Source organism: Aquirufa originis, assembly GCF_042714495.1.
Taxonomy (GTDB): Bacteria; Bacteroidota; Bacteroidia; order Cytophagales; family Spirosomataceae; genus Aquirufa; species Aquirufa originis.
In genome coordinates, this window is sequence record NZ_JBBKXY010000001.1 from 1,056,643 (window position 1) to 1,076,425 (window position 19,783).

The 19,783-nt window shown below is 43.2% G+C and carries 16 protein-coding genes; 4 read left to right on the forward strand and 12 right to left on the reverse strand.

Annotation, left to right across the window (positions count from 1 at the left end; genetic code table 11):
• Position 1: 1 nt before the first annotated feature.
• Positions 2-1,432, forward strand: a complete 1,431-nt coding sequence (locus tag SKC35_RS04645) for an AAA family ATPase (protein ID WP_377978265.1) — start codon at positions 2-4, stop codon at positions 1,430-1,432.
• A 244-nt stretch (positions 1,433-1,676) separates the two neighbouring features.
• Here the strand turns inward: SKC35_RS04645 and mnmE are convergent, their stop codons facing one another.
• Genes mnmE through lpxK form a run of 7 tightly spaced genes read right to left on the reverse strand, consistent with a single transcriptional unit; the run spans position 1,677 to position 11,385 of the window.
• Positions 1,677-3,038 carry a tRNA uridine-5-carboxymethylaminomethyl(34) synthesis GTPase MnmE gene (gene mnmE / locus SKC35_RS04650; RefSeq protein WP_377978266.1) on the reverse strand — a complete coding sequence of 454 codons (1,362 nt, stop codon included), beginning with the start codon at positions 3,036-3,038 and terminating at the stop codon, positions 1,677-1,679.
• 3 nt (positions 3,039-3,041) lie between these two features.
• Positions 3,042-3,326 (reverse strand): SCP2 sterol-binding domain-containing protein, encoded by a 285-nt coding sequence (locus SKC35_RS04655; RefSeq protein WP_130896881.1) that lies wholly within the window; start codon positions 3,324-3,326, stop codon positions 3,042-3,044.
• Between the two features lie 43 nt (positions 3,327-3,369).
• Positions 3,370-6,192 carry a PD-(D/E)XK nuclease family protein gene (locus SKC35_RS04660; protein ID WP_377978267.1) on the reverse strand — a complete coding sequence of 941 codons (2,823 nt, stop codon included), beginning with the start codon at positions 6,190-6,192 and terminating at the stop codon, positions 3,370-3,372.
• The gene (locus SKC35_RS04665) at positions 6,192-7,898 is read right to left on the reverse strand and encodes a GMC oxidoreductase (RefSeq protein WP_377978268.1); all 1,707 of its coding nucleotides are present in this window, start codon (positions 7,896-7,898) and stop codon (positions 6,192-6,194) included. The genes SKC35_RS04660 and SKC35_RS04665 overlap by 1 nt, the downstream gene beginning before the upstream one ends.
• A gap of 8 nt (positions 7,899-7,906) precedes the next feature.
• Entirely contained in the window at positions 7,907-8,395 is a 489-nt protein-coding gene (locus SKC35_RS04670) for a gluconate 2-dehydrogenase subunit 3 family protein (protein ID WP_377978269.1), read from the reverse strand.
• 23 nt (positions 8,396-8,418) lie between these two features.
• Positions 8,419-10,371: a putative porin gene (locus tag SKC35_RS04675; RefSeq protein ID WP_377978270.1), complete on the reverse strand. Its 1,953-nt coding sequence runs from the start codon at positions 10,369-10,371 to the stop codon at positions 8,419-8,421.
• A 9-nt stretch (positions 10,372-10,380) separates the two neighbouring features.
• On the reverse strand, positions 10,381-11,385 hold the full coding sequence (gene lpxK, locus SKC35_RS04680) for a tetraacyldisaccharide 4'-kinase (RefSeq protein WP_377978271.1): 1,005 nt from the start codon (positions 11,383-11,385) through the stop codon (positions 10,381-10,383).
• Positions 11,386-11,453: 68 nt separating this feature from the next.
• Here lpxK and SKC35_RS04685 point away from each other — a divergent pair, with 68 nt between their 5' ends.
• Entirely contained in the window at positions 11,454-12,503 is a 1,050-nt protein-coding gene (locus SKC35_RS04685; RefSeq protein ID WP_377978272.1) for an o-succinylbenzoate synthase, read from the forward strand.
• Positions 12,504-12,520: 17 nt separating this feature from the next.
• The gene (locus SKC35_RS04690) at positions 12,521-12,919 is read left to right on the forward strand and encodes a hypothetical protein (protein WP_377978273.1); all 399 of its coding nucleotides are present in this window, start codon (positions 12,521-12,523) and stop codon (positions 12,917-12,919) included.
• 55 nt (positions 12,920-12,974) lie between these two features.
• Here SKC35_RS04690 and hemF read toward each other — a convergent pair whose 3' ends face one another.
• The 3 genes from hemF to SKC35_RS04705 are packed head-to-tail and all read right to left on the reverse strand — an operon-like array spanning position 12,975 to position 17,059.
• Positions 12,975-13,856: an oxygen-dependent coproporphyrinogen oxidase gene (gene hemF, locus SKC35_RS04695; RefSeq protein WP_377978274.1), complete on the reverse strand. Its 882-nt coding sequence runs from the start codon at positions 13,854-13,856 to the stop codon at positions 12,975-12,977.
• A 1-nt stretch (position 13,857) separates the two neighbouring features.
• Positions 13,858-16,470 (reverse strand): transglycosylase domain-containing protein, encoded by a 2,613-nt coding sequence (locus SKC35_RS04700; protein WP_377978275.1) that lies wholly within the window; start codon positions 16,468-16,470, stop codon positions 13,858-13,860.
• Position 16,471: 1 nt separating this feature from the next.
• The gene (locus SKC35_RS04705) at positions 16,472-17,059 is read right to left on the reverse strand and encodes an N-(5'-phosphoribosyl)anthranilate isomerase (protein ID WP_377978276.1); all 588 of its coding nucleotides are present in this window, start codon (positions 17,057-17,059) and stop codon (positions 16,472-16,474) included.
• 108 nt (positions 17,060-17,167) lie between these two features.
• On the opposite strand from SKC35_RS04705, the gene mnmA reads away from it, so the two are divergent.
• Positions 17,168-18,310 carry a tRNA 2-thiouridine(34) synthase MnmA gene (gene mnmA, locus SKC35_RS04710; RefSeq protein WP_377978277.1) on the forward strand — a complete coding sequence of 381 codons (1,143 nt, stop codon included), beginning with the start codon at positions 17,168-17,170 and terminating at the stop codon, positions 18,308-18,310.
• On the opposite strand, the gene SKC35_RS04715 is transcribed toward mnmA, so the two are convergent.
• Positions 18,303-18,818, reverse strand: coding sequence for a metallophosphoesterase family protein (locus SKC35_RS04715; RefSeq protein ID WP_377978278.1), 516 nt, complete (start codon positions 18,816-18,818; stop codon positions 18,303-18,305). The two genes, mnmA and SKC35_RS04715, sit on opposite strands and share 8 nt — an antisense overlap.
• Positions 18,818-19,783 (reverse strand): zinc dependent phospholipase C family protein, encoded by a 966-nt coding sequence (locus SKC35_RS04720; protein WP_377978279.1) that lies wholly within the window; start codon positions 19,781-19,783, stop codon positions 18,818-18,820. Before SKC35_RS04720 ends, SKC35_RS04715 begins: the two co-directional genes overlap by 1 nt.

The window sequence follows — 19,783 nt, forward strand, 5'->3', positions numbered from 1 at the left end:
GATGATCAACAATTTAGGCGAATTAAAGGCCTCAGGCTACATAAGCAAATCGATTAAAGACGAATTAAGAGACAACTTGATTAAACACATGGAGGCTGGAAGGACCGTTTTCAAGGGCGTTCATGGTTTTGAAAACTCCGTTATTCCAGAATTAGAACGCGCGATTTTGTCTCGCCATAATATCAACTTATTGGGTTTACGCGGTCAGGCGAAAACACGCTTAGCTCGTTTAATGATTAATTTGTTAGACGAATACATCCCCTACGTGGCTGGTTCGGAGATTAACGATGATCCCTTAGCGCCTATTTCCCGATTCGCGATTGATTTAATTGCATCACAAGGAGATGCGACACCGATTGCGTGGTTGCACCGTTCGGATCGCTTTGCGGAGAAATTAGCTACTCCAGACGTGACAGTAGCCGATTTAATTGGCGATGTGGATCCGATCAAGGCGGCGAATTTGAAATTATCGTATGCAGATGACCGCGTGATTCATTTTGGGATGATTCCGAGAGCTAATCGTTGCATCTTCGTGATTAATGAGATTCCAGATTTACAGGCACGTATTCAGGTAGCCTTATTCAACATTTTACAAGAGGGCGATATCCAAATCCGTGGTTTCAAATTACGTTTACCTCTAGATCTTCAATTCATCTTCACTGCAAATCCAGAAGATTATACGAACAGAGGAAGCATTGTGACTCCTTTGAAAGACCGTATTGGTTCTCAAATTTTGACCCATTATCCAGAAACGATTGCGATTGCACGCAAGATTTCATCTCAGGAGGCCCGCATTAACGCGGCTCAATCGGATCGAGTTTATGTACCAAATTTAGCTTACGATTTGTTAGAACAAATCATTTTTGAGGCGAGAGAAAGTGAATATATTGATTCCAAAAGTGGTGTCAGCGCACGTATGAGTATCTCCATGCTTGAGAGTTTAGTGAGTACGGCGGAAAGACGTGCCTTGCTAAATCGCGAGAAATCGACAACTGTACGTTTGGCAGACTTCATGGGCATCATCCCAGCCATCACAGGAAAAGTAGAATTAGTGTATGAGGGAGAACAAGAAGGCGCAGCTTTTGTGGCTGAACAATTGATCGGTTCAGCCATCAAATCATTCTTTCCCGGTTTATTCCCTAAAATCGAAAAGCTATCTAAGAAAATTGAAGAGAGTCCTTATGCTACGTTAATGGAAGCAGTCTACGCTGAAGGTGGCGTTGTATTGTATGATGAATGCAATGCGGCGGATTATGCTTCGACGCTGAATGAGATTAAGCCTTTAGAGGATTTGATTGTTCGTTATCAACCGAATGTTGAGGCGGCGGATAAGTTGTTCTTGAAGGAATTTGTGTTGTGGGCGTTAGCGGAGTATCAGAAACTGGGGAAGGAGAGATTGACGGATGGATTCAAGTTTAATGATTTGTTTTAATTAGTCTGATTCCCACTTGCCATTCTTAAAAATGGCCTATGTCATATTTTTTACGAATGGCAAGTAGGAACTCAAATCCCAAACAAGTCATCAAACTAAATCTCTTCTCTATACTCTCTTATCTCTAATCTGTTAAAAAATACCATAAAAAAAGAGAACGATTTTCGTTCTCTTTTTTTATACCTACTTTATTCTTTGTGCATTGTGCTCTATTCTTTAGTAAATAATTTCTGCGGAGCAGAAATTATTTACCGATACAAAACTTCCCAAAGATATTCTTCAGCAAATCGTCATTCGAAATCTGCCCCGTTATCTCGCCTAAATGATGTAAGGCATAACGAAGGTCTTGTGCGATAAGATCGCCTGTTAAACCGATCTGTAAAGCATTAAGGACGCCTTCTAAGGTTTCTTGGGTTTGTAATAATTGCTGGTAGTGACGAAGATTCGTCACTAAAGTTCCATTCGTGCTTACTTGATCTAATCCCACCACGTTTAATAAAGCGGTTTCGAGGTTGTTTAGGCCGTCACGGTTTTTGGCAGAAATAGCAATCAAATCCGGAATGGCAGATACAAATGCAGAAGGGTCAGCAATTTGATCTACCTTATTCAACAACTTAATCACAGGGATATCGAGCGCACCCAATGCTTCCACGCCAGCCGCGAGTCCTTCAGGCGTTTCAGATGTCGCATCGGCCATATAAATGACCACTTGGGCTTTCTTCACCCAAGCCTGCGTTCGCTCCACTCCTAGCGCTTCAATAACATCAGAAGTTTCACGCAAACCTGCCGTGTCCACTAATCGGAATTTGATTCCGCCTAAAGTCCATTCGTCTTCGAGGGAGTCGCGGGTAGTTCCTGCGATATCAGAGACAATGGCACGATCCTCGTTTAATAAAGCATTTAAAAGGGTCGATTTGCCAGCATTAGGTTTCCCCACAATGACAGTTGCTACCCCATTCTTCACCGCATTTCCGGCTCTAAAGCTGGAAACGAGTGGACGGATATTCGTTAATAATTGATTAACCAGAGCTTCTAAATCCTTGCGATCCGCGAATTCCACGTCCTCTTCACCGAAGTCTAATTCCAATTCAATTAGGGAAGCGAAATGGATTAATTCCTCGCGCAAGGCGGCTAATTCTTTCGAAAAACCGCCACGCAATTGATGTAGAGCGGCATTTTGGGCAGCGGCAGAATCGGCAGCGATGACGTCTGCTACCGCTTCGGCTTGGGCTAGGTCGAAGGCTCCGTTTAGGAAAGCGCGCTGGGTAAATTCGCCGGGGCGAGCGAAGCGAGCCCCGTGTTCTACAAACAATTGAAGGATACTCTCTTGGATGAACGGGGAACCGTGGCAGGAAATTTCGACCACATTTTCCTTCGTATAGGAACGAGGTGCGATATATAAACTGGCAACCACTTCGTCATAGACACGACCAGCAGACTCAATACGACCATAATGGATGGTATGAGTAGGTTGAGTGGATAGATCTTTGGGCTTAAAAACGGCATTCACGATCTCGATGGCTCGATCTCCAGAAAGACGTATTACGCCAATCGCTCCTACCCCTGCAGGCGTCGCTAAGGCAACAATGGTATCCGTAAAGTTCATCGATTACAATAAATTCGTCAACTTCATTGCGACAGACATGTCGCCAGAGATTTTCACTTTACCCGTCATCACAGCCATCATAGAATTTAATTCGCCGTTTAAGATCGAAGTGAATGTTTCCTCTGTGGTAGAGATAGTGCAATCTGAATCCAAATTTTCATTGGATACAGCTCCATCCGCACCTACGACGATGATTCCACCTGGGAAAGCGAATTTGAATGAAACACCTTGGCCGCCTTTTTGGGCAGCTAAGGCAATAATACGTTCGTTGATTTCTTGAAATGTCATTTTATATCAATTTATGGGTCAAAATTACGTCATTTTACTGAAACTACACGTTTCGATGGCAAATAGCGGTAAAATCACAATAAGTGCATTGGTCTATATTCACCGTTTTCTCGAAGGCTTGATCCGGGGAAAAGAGCGACTCTACCCAATACTTTACTAGCTTTTCTGATTCTTGGATAAAATCAGCGACTGACTCACCCTCCGTAAATTCGAGTGGCGAAGACAAAACCTTTTCGTCGAAATTCCGGAAGGAAATAATACCGGGTTGAATGCTAATTCGATCTACTTCCAAACCTTGTAAAAACTCCTTTCTTTCCGACGACGCCTTTTGCAACTCCTTCGTCACTAAAAACTTGTACATCCACAACTGGAAAAGTTTGGCTTTTAGTTCCTCATCTCTCAAAGTATCCGCCAAACTATCGCCTGCGTCCACATCTTTCTTCACCACTTTCCCCGTCTTATAGTCGACAATTCGCAAGACTGATCCTCCTTTTAGATCTAATCTATCAATCCGGCCTTTCATTTTCACAGGCCACATTTCAGTGCCCACTGGGACTGAAAGTACCGTATTCACTTCTTCTTCTACGGCAAGTAATTGGATTCTTTCCTCATACCAAGCAGCAGATTGATCAAAATAAGTTCCTAGCAACGTTTTAGCGACTTCTTGCAACACATAATTAAAGCCTTTCTCTACTTCGAAATTTCCTTCCCGTTCCTTGATCTCTTCCATCGCCTTTGCTAACAAAGGTTCGATTAAAGCCTTCTTTTGTGCCACGGTAAGACCATCCTCAAAACCACCTGAAGCGATCATTTGTTTATCAAGTAACTCCAGCACCTTGTGTACCCAGGTCCCAAACACATCCGCACACATTTCATCGTCTCGCTGTTTTTCTTGTTGCAGGTTGACTATTTGGGAGAAATAATATTTAAGCGAACAGCTGGCAAACATAGCAACTGAAGAAGGAGACAGTCCTCTTCGAGCTAAAACATCTTTTATTTCAGCGATAAGCTCAGGCGTTTTCTCAATGCGCAAGGCTATTTCTGGATTTTTCTCCTCATTCGAACTGAATTTGACTATTGGTTCACGCAGGATTAAATGTGGATTCTTTTTGGCCCAATCATACCGAATCTGGCGAATAAAACGGCTTACTTCTGCTGATGACGAATCATTCTGCACATAGACCAGCATTACTTCTTTAGGCCGCTGAAGCAAACGATAGAAGTGATAACTCGTTACCGCATCCGCTTGCGTAAATGTGGGCAGCGAAAAGGCCGCCATATTTGCAATATCAACGGGGATCAAACTTTCACGCTTACGCGTTCCCGGCAAACTTCCCTCATTGAGCGATAAAACAATCACCCGATCAAAATCCAAGGTTCGTGTTTCCAAAAGCCCCATCACGTGCAAGGACCGATTCTCCGCCCCTTCAAAGGTCATTTTTTGCTGCTGCAAAAGCTGCTTGCAAAGTGCCTGGCCGCTTTTAACTGTAATATAGGGATTCGCCTGAGCGATCACTTCTAACTTATCTAATACCGTCAAAGCCTGCAAAATGGCCTGCGATTCCGCATCCCAATCTTCCTTATCAGTCTTGTATAAAATATCCGTCAGCAGTCGAATAAGCGACTTTAAACAGTCCTGAAAACTCGAAGAGGTTGGGATAAAAAGGTTTCCACCTGCCGGAACATTGGACAAATACAAATCAGTCTCTTTCCATTTAGGTAACGAAATAGAAGACATCAACGGATGTTCTTTCAACGCTTTCAACAATGAAACTGGGTACTTTTCAAATGGCACCAAGGACCACCACATCTCGATCAATGAAAACACTTGAGCCTTCTTTAACGAATAGCCCATCGTGATATTTAAGCGATCTTTAAACTCCCCCAAATAAGGCAATAAAGAGTCTAGAAGACTTTCATCCCCTAACACTAGGGCCACTTGTTCCAAATCTCCATGTTCGGTTTGCCAAGCGCGAATTTGCTCCAAAGCCACAAAAATCTGGGCCGATGGATTCGCTAAACCCACAATCTCCACTTCTTTGGGCTTTTCTAACAAATCCCGTCCCATCCAATGAAAAGGACCGCGCGATAAATAGGCTGGATCCGCCGGATTCGCAAAGGTTTTTAGCCAGTTACCGGCTCTGTGATGCTTGCTTTTGGCATAATATTCATCTGCATCCCAAAGCGTCTGTGCCACATTCTCCCGCAATAGCAAACGAATGATGGTCTCCTCTGATTTAGAGAGTGCATTAAAACCAACAAAATAAATTTGTTTAAAACCGAGTGATTTACCCGCCTCTAACAGCTCCACTAGTTTGCGATAAGCGAGTCCACGATAGGTAGTTCCCTTCGATTCTAACCTACTTTTCAGCCGAATATAGACCTCTAAAAGTGAATCATATAATTTGAAATAAGCCTGCGTATTAGCCGTAATCCACTCATCTGCATGATCTTGACCATATTCTTGTCCCCAGCGCTCAATCGATTTAGCTTCAGAAAGAAAGGAAAACAAGGCCGATGGATCCACTAAATACAGATCCAGGGTATCGAAATCCTTCAACATCATCTGCCCCCAGGTCACAAAACGATCAAAATCAACTTTCGAATCAACCTCCTTGAAACAGGCATAGGCCTCCATCAACAAGTCAATCGGATCCTCTAAAACCGAATCCGTCATCTGCAACGCAAATTCCTCAATCGTAAAGAAAGAGGGAGACAAAAAAGGTCGATCACCCCTGATCGCTAATTCCTTCTTCAGGTAAAGGATACCCCGTTGCGAGGGCATCACCACGGCGATATCCTTCAGCCCTTCCATACCATGAGCATGGAAGAGGTGATCAGCCGTTTTACCTAAAAATGTTTGCATTACAGGTTTCCTTTTTTCATTTCTTTCACCGCAAAATCTACCGCGCGGGCTGTGAAGGCCATATACGTTAGCGATGGGTTTTGGGTAGAGGTAGAGGTCATACAAGCTCCATCCGTCACGAACACGTTCTTGACGTGGTGCAGTTGATTCCACTTATTTAAAAGAGACGTCTTCGGATCGGATCCCATTCTCACTCCGCCCATCTCGTGGATATCTAATCCAGCGGGAGCGTGTGAATCGCGGGTTTTGATGTTCTTGAAGCCGGCCTTCTCGTACATTTCGGTGAATTGATCGATAAAATCTTTGACCATCAAATCATCGTTGTTATCATAGCTCACGTCCATATGTAGCAAAGGCATTCCCCAGGCATCTATTTTGGTGGCGTCCAAAGTCACTTTATTACTTTCCTTCGGAATCGTTTCCCCCATCATGTGCGATCCAGCGTACCAGTTCGACCATTTCGGGTTCAATAAGGAATTCTTCAAGCTTTCACCTACTGAACTTTGGTCAGCGTGCGTTCCTCTTCCACCACTCATCCCCGCCGCATAACCGCGTAAGAAGTTGGTTTCTTGCTTGTATAGGTTTCTAAAACGAGGAATATAACCTGAATTAGGACGACCACCAGATGTTTTATAATCTAATAATCCTTCGTATTCCGCAGACAAAGAAGCACGGTAATTGTGGAAAGCTACGTGCGTTCCTAATAGACCGCTGTCGTTTCCTAATCCGTTCGGGAAGCGTGATGATTTCGAATTCAATAAGATCAAATTCGTATTAATCGCAGCTGCTGTTACAAAAATCACCTTCGCATAATATTCCACCATCTCTTTCGTGTGCGCATCTACGACGCGAACTCCTACCGCTTTTTGCTTTTTATCATCATAGATAATCGAATGAACTACGGAATCCGTTCTCAACGTCATATTACCCGTCTTCGCAGCCCAAGGCAACGTAGACGAATTGGCGCTGAAATAACCACCGTATGGGCAACCTCTTTGGCATAAATTACGTCCCAAACACGTTCCGCGTCCCTGTTGAATATGAATATCGCGAGGCTCCGTTAAGTGAGCACAGCGACCGATGATGACGTGGCGATCTGCATACAAACGTTTCATCTCTTTTTGGAAATGTTTCTCCACACAGGTTAATTCCATCGGAGGTAAAAAGTCGCCATCCGGTAAGGAATCCAATCCATCCTTATTACCCGAAATACCAGCGAAATGCTCCACATAGGAATACCAAGGGTCTATTTCCTTGTAAGTGATCGGCCACGGCACCGCGAATCCATCACGCGCTGGACCATCAAAATCTAATTGAGACCAACGCTGTGTTTGACGCGCCCATAGAAGTGATTTTCCTCCAGTTTGGTAACCACGGATCCAATCAAATGGTTTATCTTGAATGTATGGATGCTCTGCATCTTTTACGAAAAAGTGCTTCGCATCTTCTCTGAAAGCATAACACTTCGAAATGATGGGATTCTCATCAATTTCCTGTTTCGTTAATTGCCCTCTATGTTCCATTTCCCAAGGACTCAACAAAGTCGTCGGATAATCTTCATTATGGGTCACTTTACGGCCTCTTTCGAGCACCAAAGTCTTAATTCCTTTATCACAAAATTCCTTGGCAGCCCAGCCGCCCGCCATACCAGAACCTATCACAATCGCACCATACGTACGTTTTTCAGCATTAGTTAAAATATTCATCGCTCGGTTTATTTTTTAAGAGGTTCACAGCCATTGAAAAATCCAGGTGCCATCACATAATTCTGGTGATTCACCATCACGTATTCCGTGGTCATATAACCGCGAATCGTCAGGCCCTTCAACGTGGCCATGGCTTTCTGTGCATCTGAACCTTGTTTGCCTTGTTCGATTTGGAAAAACAATTGCTCCTTTTCAGACTCAGAAACTTTCTCAATAGATGGTAAAGCCGCTAAAACCTTCATCAATGTGGTAGAGGTAGCAGGCTCATAGCAATCGCGGAGCATCACCTTCACATAGGCAGGAACGCCTAAGGAAACGGCTCCAGGAATACTGGATTCAGGAATGATAACTCCCATCCAAGCTTGTAATAATTGGTCTTGATCAGCGCTCCATTGAATGCTGGGCGCATTAGCTGCTTTGAGATCTGTAAAAACAACACTGCCTAACGTAGCAAGCGCCATTCCTTTCACCCAATTTCTGCGAGAAATCGATTTCATAATTTATCTAGGTTTATTGTATTTTAATCAAATAATAGCCAACGAACTCCATAACCGAAGGAACGAGCCATAGCCGGATGTAAGTAAGCGGTATAGTAATTCGAATTTAACAATCCTTGCGTTACATTCTGCATTTTAAAGAAAAGTCGAACTCGGTTAATACGTAAAGTCACATAGGCATCTGCCTGAACAAAAGCCGGAATTTCGTAGCGATCCTGCAGATGGAATTGTTGGATCGTAGGCATATACGCATCTGCAAAATAGGCCGATTGATGCTGTACATCCACACCAAACTGCATATACAACAATTTCTTATACTGTACATTCAGGGCAAGATTCGCATTGGCTACCAAACTTGGCATCCTGATCACATCTGGTCCTGTCTTTGTATTGGCTAAGACCAAGGCAGACCATTCAAACCGCTTGAAGGTCCCTCCTGCTGAAAATCCTGTTCTAAATACGCCTATCGCATCAGCCGCTTGCTTAGCGGTAGATAAGGTATCAAAATAGGCATAATTCGCGATGCGTTGAATCGTCGCGGTTGGACGGAAATAGACGTTTTTAGTATGAAGATCTAAGGTTCCTGTTAACTCATCAAATAGGACATTATCAAACGATTGATTCCATCGAAAAGCAGCATTATAAGTCCAATTCTGAGCGATCGAAGGACTCACTGAAGTGCGACTCGCCTTAACTTGAAAAAACGGAGAAATAAAGCTAGCCTGTAGGCGGTAATCGGATCCTACTAAATATTCTCCATCTGCGGTAAAGTCGATCTTGTCATTGAATTTTTGTTGCAAAAACAGACCCACGTAGTTTTCTAAACGATTCTTTTGCAAACCTGCCATCGGGTTATTCACATCCCAATAGCGCTGTTTGAAATACGTCCGGTAAGTAAAACCTCTAAATATTCCTTTTATACCCGTTTGATGCGCGTAGGATTGCCATTGATTCTCATTGTACAAGGAATCCGTTTGCGTTCCATAATTCTTCGAGTAAAATGATTTAGTCAGATTCGTGGCAAAATTAAGGTCCTTAAACTTCGCAGTCCGATTTTCTACATCTACGCGCTGAAAGAATTGCAGTCCTTTAAAACCGATGAACTCGTGGTAAAAATGGAATTTGATAAAAGAATCATTGGACTGAACTCCTGAAGTGGCAAATAATGCTCCGTTATCCGTGTAATTTAAAGCCGTAGTCGGATCTAAGCCATTCAACAATTGCAATCCACCTTGGTCTTGAATTCCTTGATCAAAATAGTTTAAATGGGATAAAAGTCGATACCGGTTATTACGCGTTCTGAAATTAGTCTGGAATAATACACCCCATTGCTCAGTCAAAGTTTGATTCCCTGATTTGTATTTCGAATCGGTCAAAAACTTATCCGAAACCTGCCTCTGAATCTCAAAACCCATATTCCAAAGCGAATCCACATTTCGCGCGAATGTAAAATTTAACCGCGTTTGCCCCCCGGCTCCTAAATAATATTCAATATCAGAATAGGGAGATTTTGATTGGTAATACTTCACCTCATCCGTTGCAAAAGCATAGGGCATATAGGCATTATAGCCTAATTGAGTCCCTATTTGATCTGGTTTATTGACAAAAATATTCCGAACCGCCGTTCCTTCATTCCCTAAATGAGCCTTTAAAAAGCCCGATCTCTCCTGAAATAAATAGCGATGAAATAGGTGTAAACTCGTATCAACTGATTTTTTTGCTCCTCGCCCATTTAACACATCTTCTTCGTTAAAATAGGACATCGTTTGAGGTCCATAGAGCATTTTAGTGGAGTCGTCCAAAGCCGCACGCCCAGACTTCCCATTTGAAACGGGCTTAGGTGCATTCGGATCTTTGGGCGCCATCGGATCAGGGAAAGAATTCCGATCTGTCGCTCCGCCGGCAGACTGCAAAGTCTGTGCAAAAGCGGGCGAAATACCCCATAAAATAAGAAGAAAAATCAGTCTATACTTCACGCTACAAATTTAGTTTTTTCCCAACCAGTCCCAAAACTGTTCTTCCTGATCAATGAAATACATTTCCATTGGCAAATAATACAAGTGGTTCGCTAGATTAGGCAATTGCGCTAATTCGGCCTTTAAACGCACATAATCCTTGTGAGTCGTTAAAAAACCCTCATCTCCTGCCATCATTTTGGCCTGTTGCTCTAACTCTAACAATTCGATCTCCGTAAAACGATGGTGATCAGCATATATCACCTCCTCTTGAATCTGACCTAAGGAGGTTGCATAGGCGAAAAAGGGCTTTGGATCTGCAATTCCGGCAAATAAAGACCATTTACTCGGTAAATATTCCCTTGGACCTTGCGGCTTGCCATAACGGACACTCGTATAAAAGATCGGTTTCTCCTCCTTGGTATTCCGTAAAACGCCTTGGGCAAAATTCGATTTTTGCTCCTTCGTTAAAATACCCGGACAGCGCGTCACGATCACCGCATCTGCTCGTTTAATTCCTTTAGCAGACTCCCGTAAACGACCCTGAGGCAGCATAGAATCGCTATAAAAGGGCTGAGAGAAGGTAGAACAAACCAAATTGACAGACCCTTTTATCGAGCGATGTTGAAAAGCATCATCCAATAAAAGCACATCCACTTCAGGCATCTGCTGAACTCCTTTCACCCGATTTTCACAAACGACCACAGGCAGTTCAGGAAATAAAGTTTTATAGGCCAAAGGTTCATCGCCCACCTCTTCCGCCGTCGAATCCACGTGAACATCTTTATAACCCTTTGTATTACGCCCATACCCACGACTTAAAATCCCTAATCGATCGTCTCCTCGCCAGTTTTGGACCAAATAGGAAACGAAAGGACTCTTCCCTGTTCCACCTACCGACAAATTACCCACCACAATGATGCGCGGTTTATCAAAGGAGGTAGACGGCAAAATTCCCCTGTCATAGAGCTTATTCCGGACGTAGGTAATCAGGCCAAAAAGCAAGGACGGAAGAATGGTAATTAGCTGCTTCATATAATAACCTTAAAGCTAAAAATAATACGGGAGGGCACAAAATCGAATAGAAAATAATAAATTGCAGGATGTCCAAAATCAGCCTCCGATTTCATCCGCACGAACTCCTATTTCATTTCGAAGCAGGAACATCGCGCGGCGTTTTAACGAAAAAGAAATCCTATTTTGTGGAACTTTCGGATAGCGTTCGATGCGGCATTGGAGAAGCTGGGCCCTTGTTCGGATTAAGTCCTGAATTTTCAGAAGATTGTGCTGCTGCTTTTGAAAAAGCTTTAGAGCCTTTTCAAGGGTTATCCTTACCGACAGACATAAAGGAATGGATTGCTGAAATCCCTTTCGAACAACCTTCTTTTCGATTCGCCTTAGAAACGGCTTACCACGATTTAGCCGCGCCATTTACCAATAAATTTGCTCAGGGAGAAAAATCTCTACCCATCAATGGGCTCATCTGGATGGGCAGTGACGAATTTATGCGCAAGCAAATCGAACAAAAATTAGCACAAGGTTATTCTTGCCTTAAATTAAAGATCGGTGCGATCGATTTTGAAACCGAGCTTTCGCTTTTGAAAAGCATTCGCTCTCGCTTTTCTGCAGAACAATTAATTTTACGCGTCGACGCAAATGGGGCCTTTTCACCTGCTGAGGCACCCTATAAACTAGAGAAATTAGCCGCTTACGACCTGCATTCGATCGAGCAACCCATCAAAGCTGGTCAGCCCGAAGAAATGCGAAGGCTCGTTGCTCAACAAATACTCCCGATTGCCCTTGATGAGGAACTGATCGGAATGCAAGACAAATCCATTGCAGACTTTATTAATCCTGATTTCATCATACTTAAACCTAGCTTTTTAGGAGGTATTCAGGCGACCCGGGATTGGATCAATTGGGCTACCGAAAAGGGAAAAGATTGGTGGATCACCTCTGCTTTGGAATCCAACATCGGATTACAAGCTATCGCTCAGTTAACGGGTGATTATGACGTAAAAATTCCACAAGGCTTAGGAACTGGGCAACTCTACACGAATAATTTTGCCTCTGGATTATCGATCGAAAAAGGAAATATTCTTTTTGACCCCACATTTCCAAGGGAATCTCCGTTTCAGCCCCTATCTTTGTAAAAACAAATCCGTTTAGAATGAATACGATTGATGAGGCGATGATCGCCATCTTAGAAAAGCGATTAGAATTGAGCAAATTGAACTACTCAGATGATACTTACGATGATGTAGAGGAAATGCTACACGATTTGGAAGATGATTTCAATGAGAAATACGGAGATCAACTAGAAGACATTTTGGAGAAAGTGCATTTAAAGCACTGCCCAGAATCGGATGTTTTATTACCTACGGCCTATTTAGCAAAGAAATTCGTGGAAACGGCTGATGGCGAAATCGAAATTGGTAAGAAAGAAGGCGTTGAAGTAGAATGGATCGAAGATCCAGTTGCAAACGCTCGCTTAGTCTTGTTACCCGCTCCTACCCGCGTTTTATTGATGACCCCTAAAGGCATCGATATTGTTTGGGAAACAGAATAAACTATATTGTCTGGGAAGCAGAATAAATAGAAAGGGGCTCGTTGAGCCCCTTTTTTTATATCCAGTTTATTCCTTTTTTCAATAGATCAAAAGTCTTCTGACCTTCCGGAAACACCTTCGGATCGTACATGTATTCCCAAGCCGCCATCGGAGGCAAACTCATCAGGATCGATTCCGTTCTTCCGTTCGTCTCTAAACCAAACTTCGTTCCTCTGTCGTGAACTAGATTAAATTCAACGTAACGTCCGCGGCGAATGTATTGAAACTCTTTTTCCGCTTTCGTAAACTCCCGCGATGCATTCAATCGCATTAAATGACTATAAATAGGCTCAAAGGATTCGCCCACGGCTTTGACAAACTCAAACACCGTTTCTCTATCTCCTTTGATATAATCGAAGAAAACCCCTCCAATTCCACGTGTCTCTTCCCGGTGTGGGCTGTAGAAATAATCATCCGCCCAGGTTTTGTATTTCGGATAATAGCTCGAATCAAATCGATCACAAACGGCTTTCAATTGCTCGTGAAACCACTTTGCTTGTTCCGGAATGATGATATGAGGCGTTAAATCAATGCCACCACCAAACCAAAACTCCCCATTACTCAACTCAAAATACCGCACATTCATGTGGATGATAGGTACCCAAGGATTCTCCGGATGCATGACGATGGAAACTCCGGTGGCAAAGAATTCCACTTCTTCTGTTACATTAAGGCTGGTGACCATCTTCGGATGTAATGGACCCTCAACAGCTGAAAAATTCACACCCGCCTTTTCTAATATTCCTCCCTTAGCTAAAACGCGTGATCTTCCGCCACCACCTTCTGCCCGAGTCCACTTGTCCTCTTTAAAAGAAGCCACTCCATCTGTCGCAGCTATTCCTGCACAAATCCTATCCTGTAAGCCCTGAAAATAGGCTGCAATATCGTGTTTATTCATTTTACTGAGGAGAACCCGTCGAGTCTGACGCGGTTGCATTATCATCTAATAAGGCATTCATCGAATCCAATTCAGCATCAGAGACCTGAAGCGAATCTGGCAAGGCATAAGAACCGTTTGAGCAATCAAAATCCTTCTTCACCACACGGCGATCTAGTTTTTCAAATGGTTCCGGGCGGTATTGCGCTAACATTGGGTCTTTGACCACTTTAATCATAAAGCGCTTGAAGATCGGCAAGGCCGTTTTCGAACCCTCCCCTAAAGCACCCGTTCTAAAGTGAATCGATCGATCATCTCCACCTACCCAAACACCAGAAATCAAATTATGCGACATCCCTATGAACCAGCCATCGGAATGATTCGATGTTGTCCCTGTTTTACCAGCGAAAACACGGGCATAGCGATTGTCCTTAGGCAATAAAATATCCCCTTCCCCATACAATAAAGAGCTACCGGTTCCACTTTCGTGAATGACACCCTCCAGCATATAGCGAACTAATTGTGCTGATTCCTTCCGAATCACTTGCTCCATCGTAGGATCAAATCGTTGTAATACCTTTCCATTTTGATCTTGAATCTCTTGAACAAGCATAGGCTCCACATGCATTCCTTCATTCACAAAGGCAGAATAGGCACCTATCATTTCGAAGAGATTGACATCAAAAGAGCCTAAACCGATCGAAGCAACCGCTTTTAATGGACTCTTTATCCCCATTTTCTTGGCATAATACATCACAGTATCCGCCCCTACTTCATTCGTAAGTCGAGCGGTAACGGAGTTGATACTTTGGGCCAAAGCGCGCTTAATCGGCATTTCTCTACCTGAGAAACTGCCATTTGCATTGCCAGGGCGCCACATTTCCTTCTCTCCCTTTGCGTTCTCTACTTCGATTTCGAAAGGTTCATCACGCATCATATAACAAGGCGATAGATCCTTAGGACCATCAATCGCAGAGGTATACACGAATGGTTTAAACGTCGAGCCTGGTTGACGACGACCTTGTTTAACGTGATCGTATTTGAAATATTTAAAGTCCAAACCGCCTACCCAGGCCTTGATATGCCCAGTAAATGGATCCATCGTCATCATACCTGCTTGCAAGAATTTCTTATAATATTGGATAGAATCATAGGCACTCATCGTGCGCTTTTCTTCACCCATCGAGTTACGTGAATACACCCACATATCGCGCTTCACATCTTTCATGTAGTGTTTAACGGAGTCAGGGTTCTTGGGGAAACGGGCAGATAAGTACTTATAATATTCTGTTCGTTTCGCCACCGTATCGATGAAGCCAGGTATTTCTTGACCGTTTTCGCCTACCCACGGATTCTGGTTTGCCCAGTGATTATCAAAGTTCTTTTGGGTAGCCCGCATTCCTTCTTCCACGGATTCCTCTGCATAAATCTGCATTTTCGAATCGATCGTCGTCACAATTTTTAGGCCATCCCGGTACAAATCTAATTCGATATCATTCTTCTCTGCCCACTCATTCAAGTATTTCGCCACAGCGACTTTGAAATAATTTCCTGTGCCATCATAAGGAGATTCCTCATTTTCATGCAACTCGATAGGCATAACGGCTAGTGAATCATAATCTACTTTGCGTAAGTATCCTGCTTTCACCATTTGGGCTAAAACGACATTACGGCGCTTCCAGGCTTTGTTTTCTGCCAAAGGCTTCCCTTTGTACCGCTTCGGATTATAGGTCGTCGTCGCTTTCTGCAAACCTACTAAAATTGCAGCCTCTTGGATATTTAAACTATCCGGAGAAGTATTGAAATAGGTTTTCGAAGCCACCTTGATTCCGTAGGCATTATTGCCATAATCTACAGTGTTCAGATACCATAAAATGATCTCGTCTTTGGTATAAAAACGCTCTAATTTGATGGCAGTGACCCATTCTTTGGACTTATAAATCAACTTGTTTAATCCTGGAATATAGCCCAAAAGACCCGTCTTCACAAAGCCTTTCTTCGTTCTAGTTTTGAATAAATTTTTCGCTAATTGCTGTGAAATGGTACTTCCACCCCCACGATCGCCTCCTTTGGCAATACCCACTAACACACCCGCCCAAGCTTGAAAATCAATCCCTGTATGCTCGTAAAAACGCGCATCTTCCGTCGCCACTAAGGCCTTCACTAAGTAAGGTGAAATCTGATTAAAATCGCGTATTGGCGTTCTATTCTCTGCAAAAAACTTGCCTAATAGCACTCCATCCGCTGAATAAATCTCGGAGGCTTGGGATAATTTCGGGTTCTGCAAATCATCGACGCTAGGCATTTCCCCCGTTAAAAAGAAGAAATTAGTCTCAATGACTAATAAATAAACCAACACAAATAAGGCTGATTTAGCAAAGAACTTATATCCTTTTACAATGGGTTTATAATAAGGAGTTGTCTTATCTACTTTGGAATCGTAATAGGCTTGCAATTTGCGTCCTTGCGTTTGAACAAAAACTTGCCCTAAAACTACATAGCCTACACAAATGCTGTAAATACGCTCCCCTACTGCTTTTTTGAAACCCGCTAACAATAACAAGCATAAAGCGGACACTTTCGCAGAAACGAACGCTTTTCCTTGAGCATATTTCTCTTTGATGTTTGCTAGCATATTAGTCAATTTCTAATTTTTCCAAGATACTCATTAAATCAGAAAAATCTCGAAAACCGGGTCTGTCTTCTTTTCCTGCCATTAAACCGATTCCTTGTATAGATGTTTGCTCCACCCAATCGGCTAAATCTTCTTCTGGAACGTCTAAACCAAGAATAATCGAATATTGTGCCGCCCAAATCTCAATCGAAGATTCCATACCCTGCAAAGATTCTGGCCCCTCGCCCACTAATAAAAAGTGACTCACATAGGGCGCCGCAGAGGCAAATAGAGCCGGTAAATTATCTGTATCTATGTTTACACGCAGTATTTTGGGTAAATCAATGTCTTGAATCAACACCAGATTCACTTTTGAATCAATCTCAATCGCATCAGGTTGATGCGAAGCAACTAAGGTCTTTATTTCCTCCGGTTTCAATCCTGCACACTCCCCTACGATTTGAACACCAGCTAACCAGTTACGAATCTCCACAAATTTCTCTAAAGGCATCGCCAATGGGAAACCCAACCACTCCACTCCCATTCCTGCACAGTAACGGGCATCGGAGAGATTTTCAATCGAACTGACTTTGACTTTCGTTTTTAACATAGACGGTATTTGTATAATAGAGCAAAAATACGCTTTGTACACGTATTTACAAAGATTAGCCGTAACTTGCAGCATAATTTCGTCAGGCATTGAACCTGAGCAGCAAATATGGAGAAAAAAGGACGCGTTTTAGTCGCTATGAGCGGCGGAATTGACAGCTCGGTCGCAGCTGTTTTACTACACGAACAAGGTTATGAGGTCATCGGAATGACGATGAAAACCTGGGATTACGCCAGCTCTGGTGGCGATAAAAAGGAAACAGGCTGCTGTTCTTTGGATTCCATCAATGATGCACGTCACATCGCCGTTTCCCTCGGATTCCCCCACTACATTTTAGATATTAGAGAAGAATTCGGTGATTCGGTTATCGATTACTTCACGAATGAATACATTGAAGGTCGCACGCCTAATCCATGCGTGATGTGCAATACGCACATTAAATGGGATGCTTTATTGCGCCGTGCGGATCAATTAGGTTGCGAATTTATTGCGACAGGCCACTATGCTCAGATTCGTCAGGAAAATGGCCGTCATATTATTTCCAAAGGCGTAGACGTTTTGAAGGACCAGAGTTATGTGCTTTGGGGTGTTTCACAAGAGAGTCTTGCCCGTACAATTTTACCTTTAGGTCATTTGACCAAAGCACGTATTCGTGAGATGGCGACAGAGCGTGGATTTGTGGATTTAGTGAATAAGTCGGAGAGTTACGAGATCTGCTTCGTACCGGATAACGATTACCGCGGATTCTTAAAAAGACGCGTTCCTGAATTAGAGGAACAAGTGAAAGGCGGAAATTTCATCGATACGGAAGGAAAAATCATCGGTAAACACGAGGGCTATCCCTTTTATACGGTGGGCCAAAGAAAAGGCTTAGGAAAGGCTTTCGGCTATCCAGCCTTTGTCATCGAAATTCGCAAAGAGACGAACGAAGTGGTGATTGGCAAAGTAGAGGATTTAAACCGCACGGGGATGTGGGTAGGTCAATTAAACCTACAAAAATACGATTCTATTCCTGCAGAAGGAATTGAAACCATCACCAAAGTGCGCTATAAAGATGCCGGAACCGCTGGACACATTGAGCAGCAAGGTGATCGAATTAAAGTAGATTTCGCCTTTGATGTTTCCGGAATTGCTCCAGGTCAAGCGGCCGTATTTTATGAGGGCGATGATGTCGTGGGTGGTGGTTGGATTTTAAAGTCCTACCAGAAAGGTAGCGTCTTTGAAAATATCCAATCTTTCCAGACTACTTAATTTTCGTGTGAATACGGGGCATTTGAATCATCTCCATATCAAATATGCGTTTCCCGTCAATCTTAAATTGTAGGGCCGTTTGCTCTTGGTGAAATCCATGTTGACCTGCCGCGCCTGGATTCAAAAAGAGCATCTGGTTGCGATTTTGATCCCTTTTTACCTGAAGAATATGGGAATGACCACAGACAAAGATCATCGGGATTCCCATCGAAAAAGTCTCTAAAGCATCAGGTTTATAGGAAGAGGGCGCTCCCGCAATATGCGTCATGGCGACCGTTACTTCCTCGCAGGCGAATCGAGCGATTTTGGGAAACATATTCCGAATCGTCCGGTCATCGATATTCCCATACACTCCATACACAGGCTTCCCAAAACCCATCAAGGTATCAGCCACCGCCACCGAACCCCAATCACCCCCGTGCCAAATCTGGTCGCATGCTTCCACGTGTGGAATCAAACGCGGATCGAGATAGGAATGGGTATCAGAAAGGACTAAAATTTGCTGCATTATTTGTGCAAAGAGAGTAGTTGACCCGTTGAAATCAAGGTATTAGACTTCCAAAGTGCTTTTTCTGACTCAAAAGCCGCCTTCTTCTCAGCGCTAATTTCCTTCGTCACCCAAGCCGGTGAACCCGCATCTTTCCAAGCAGAATACCAAAAGGACGCCACTCGATGAGAGGATTGAATCATACGTGCCTGTATCGAAGAACCTAACTTAGCACCATAGGCTTGAATAAATTCATCCGTATAATAACGCTGTGTTTTGCCGTAACGCTCCACCATTTTGAATGACTTCTCCTCCCCTAAAGCCTGACGAACTTCTGTTTCGGCTTTAAACATATCCGGTAGCATCACGTGTGACTCTAATAAGACCTGGAAGATAAAATCCTGAGGTTTGGCAATATAAGATGCCGCTTGAGGTTGATATAAGGCGTAATTCTTTAATTGAGCTTCTGGAACAAGCGATTCCCACAGCACGTGCATCCCTTTTTGGTTCGTTAATTGACCATCATGATTCTTTGTGGTATGCAATGGAACGTGCGCATCTGATACATAATGGCCTAAATCAGCCGCATAAAATAAGACAGAATCACGCATCTCCTGCTTAAATGCATTGACTAAACGACCATAAACGCGATTCACTTCCCAAGGCACTAAACCTTCTTTGCGTAAACTGTCAAAAGAATATTTCGTCACAGCTTGTTTAAAATCATGGGGAATGTCTGTCCGGTAATTAGGACCAAATACGTTCGCATCCATATCCAAATAATGCTTCGAATCCTCCGTCTTATCATCTTTACGGCGCACGTCAGGACGAATAGATTGCTGTACAATGTAGTCCTGATTTGCATAGAAAAACAGACCTAAATCTGCCGGCAAAGGGTAAATAGCGATCTGCTGAAGGGTTTTGTGAGCTAAAAAGCCCCAAGAAACCAAGAAGCCACAGACAAGAACAAGGGATAATTTGCGCAT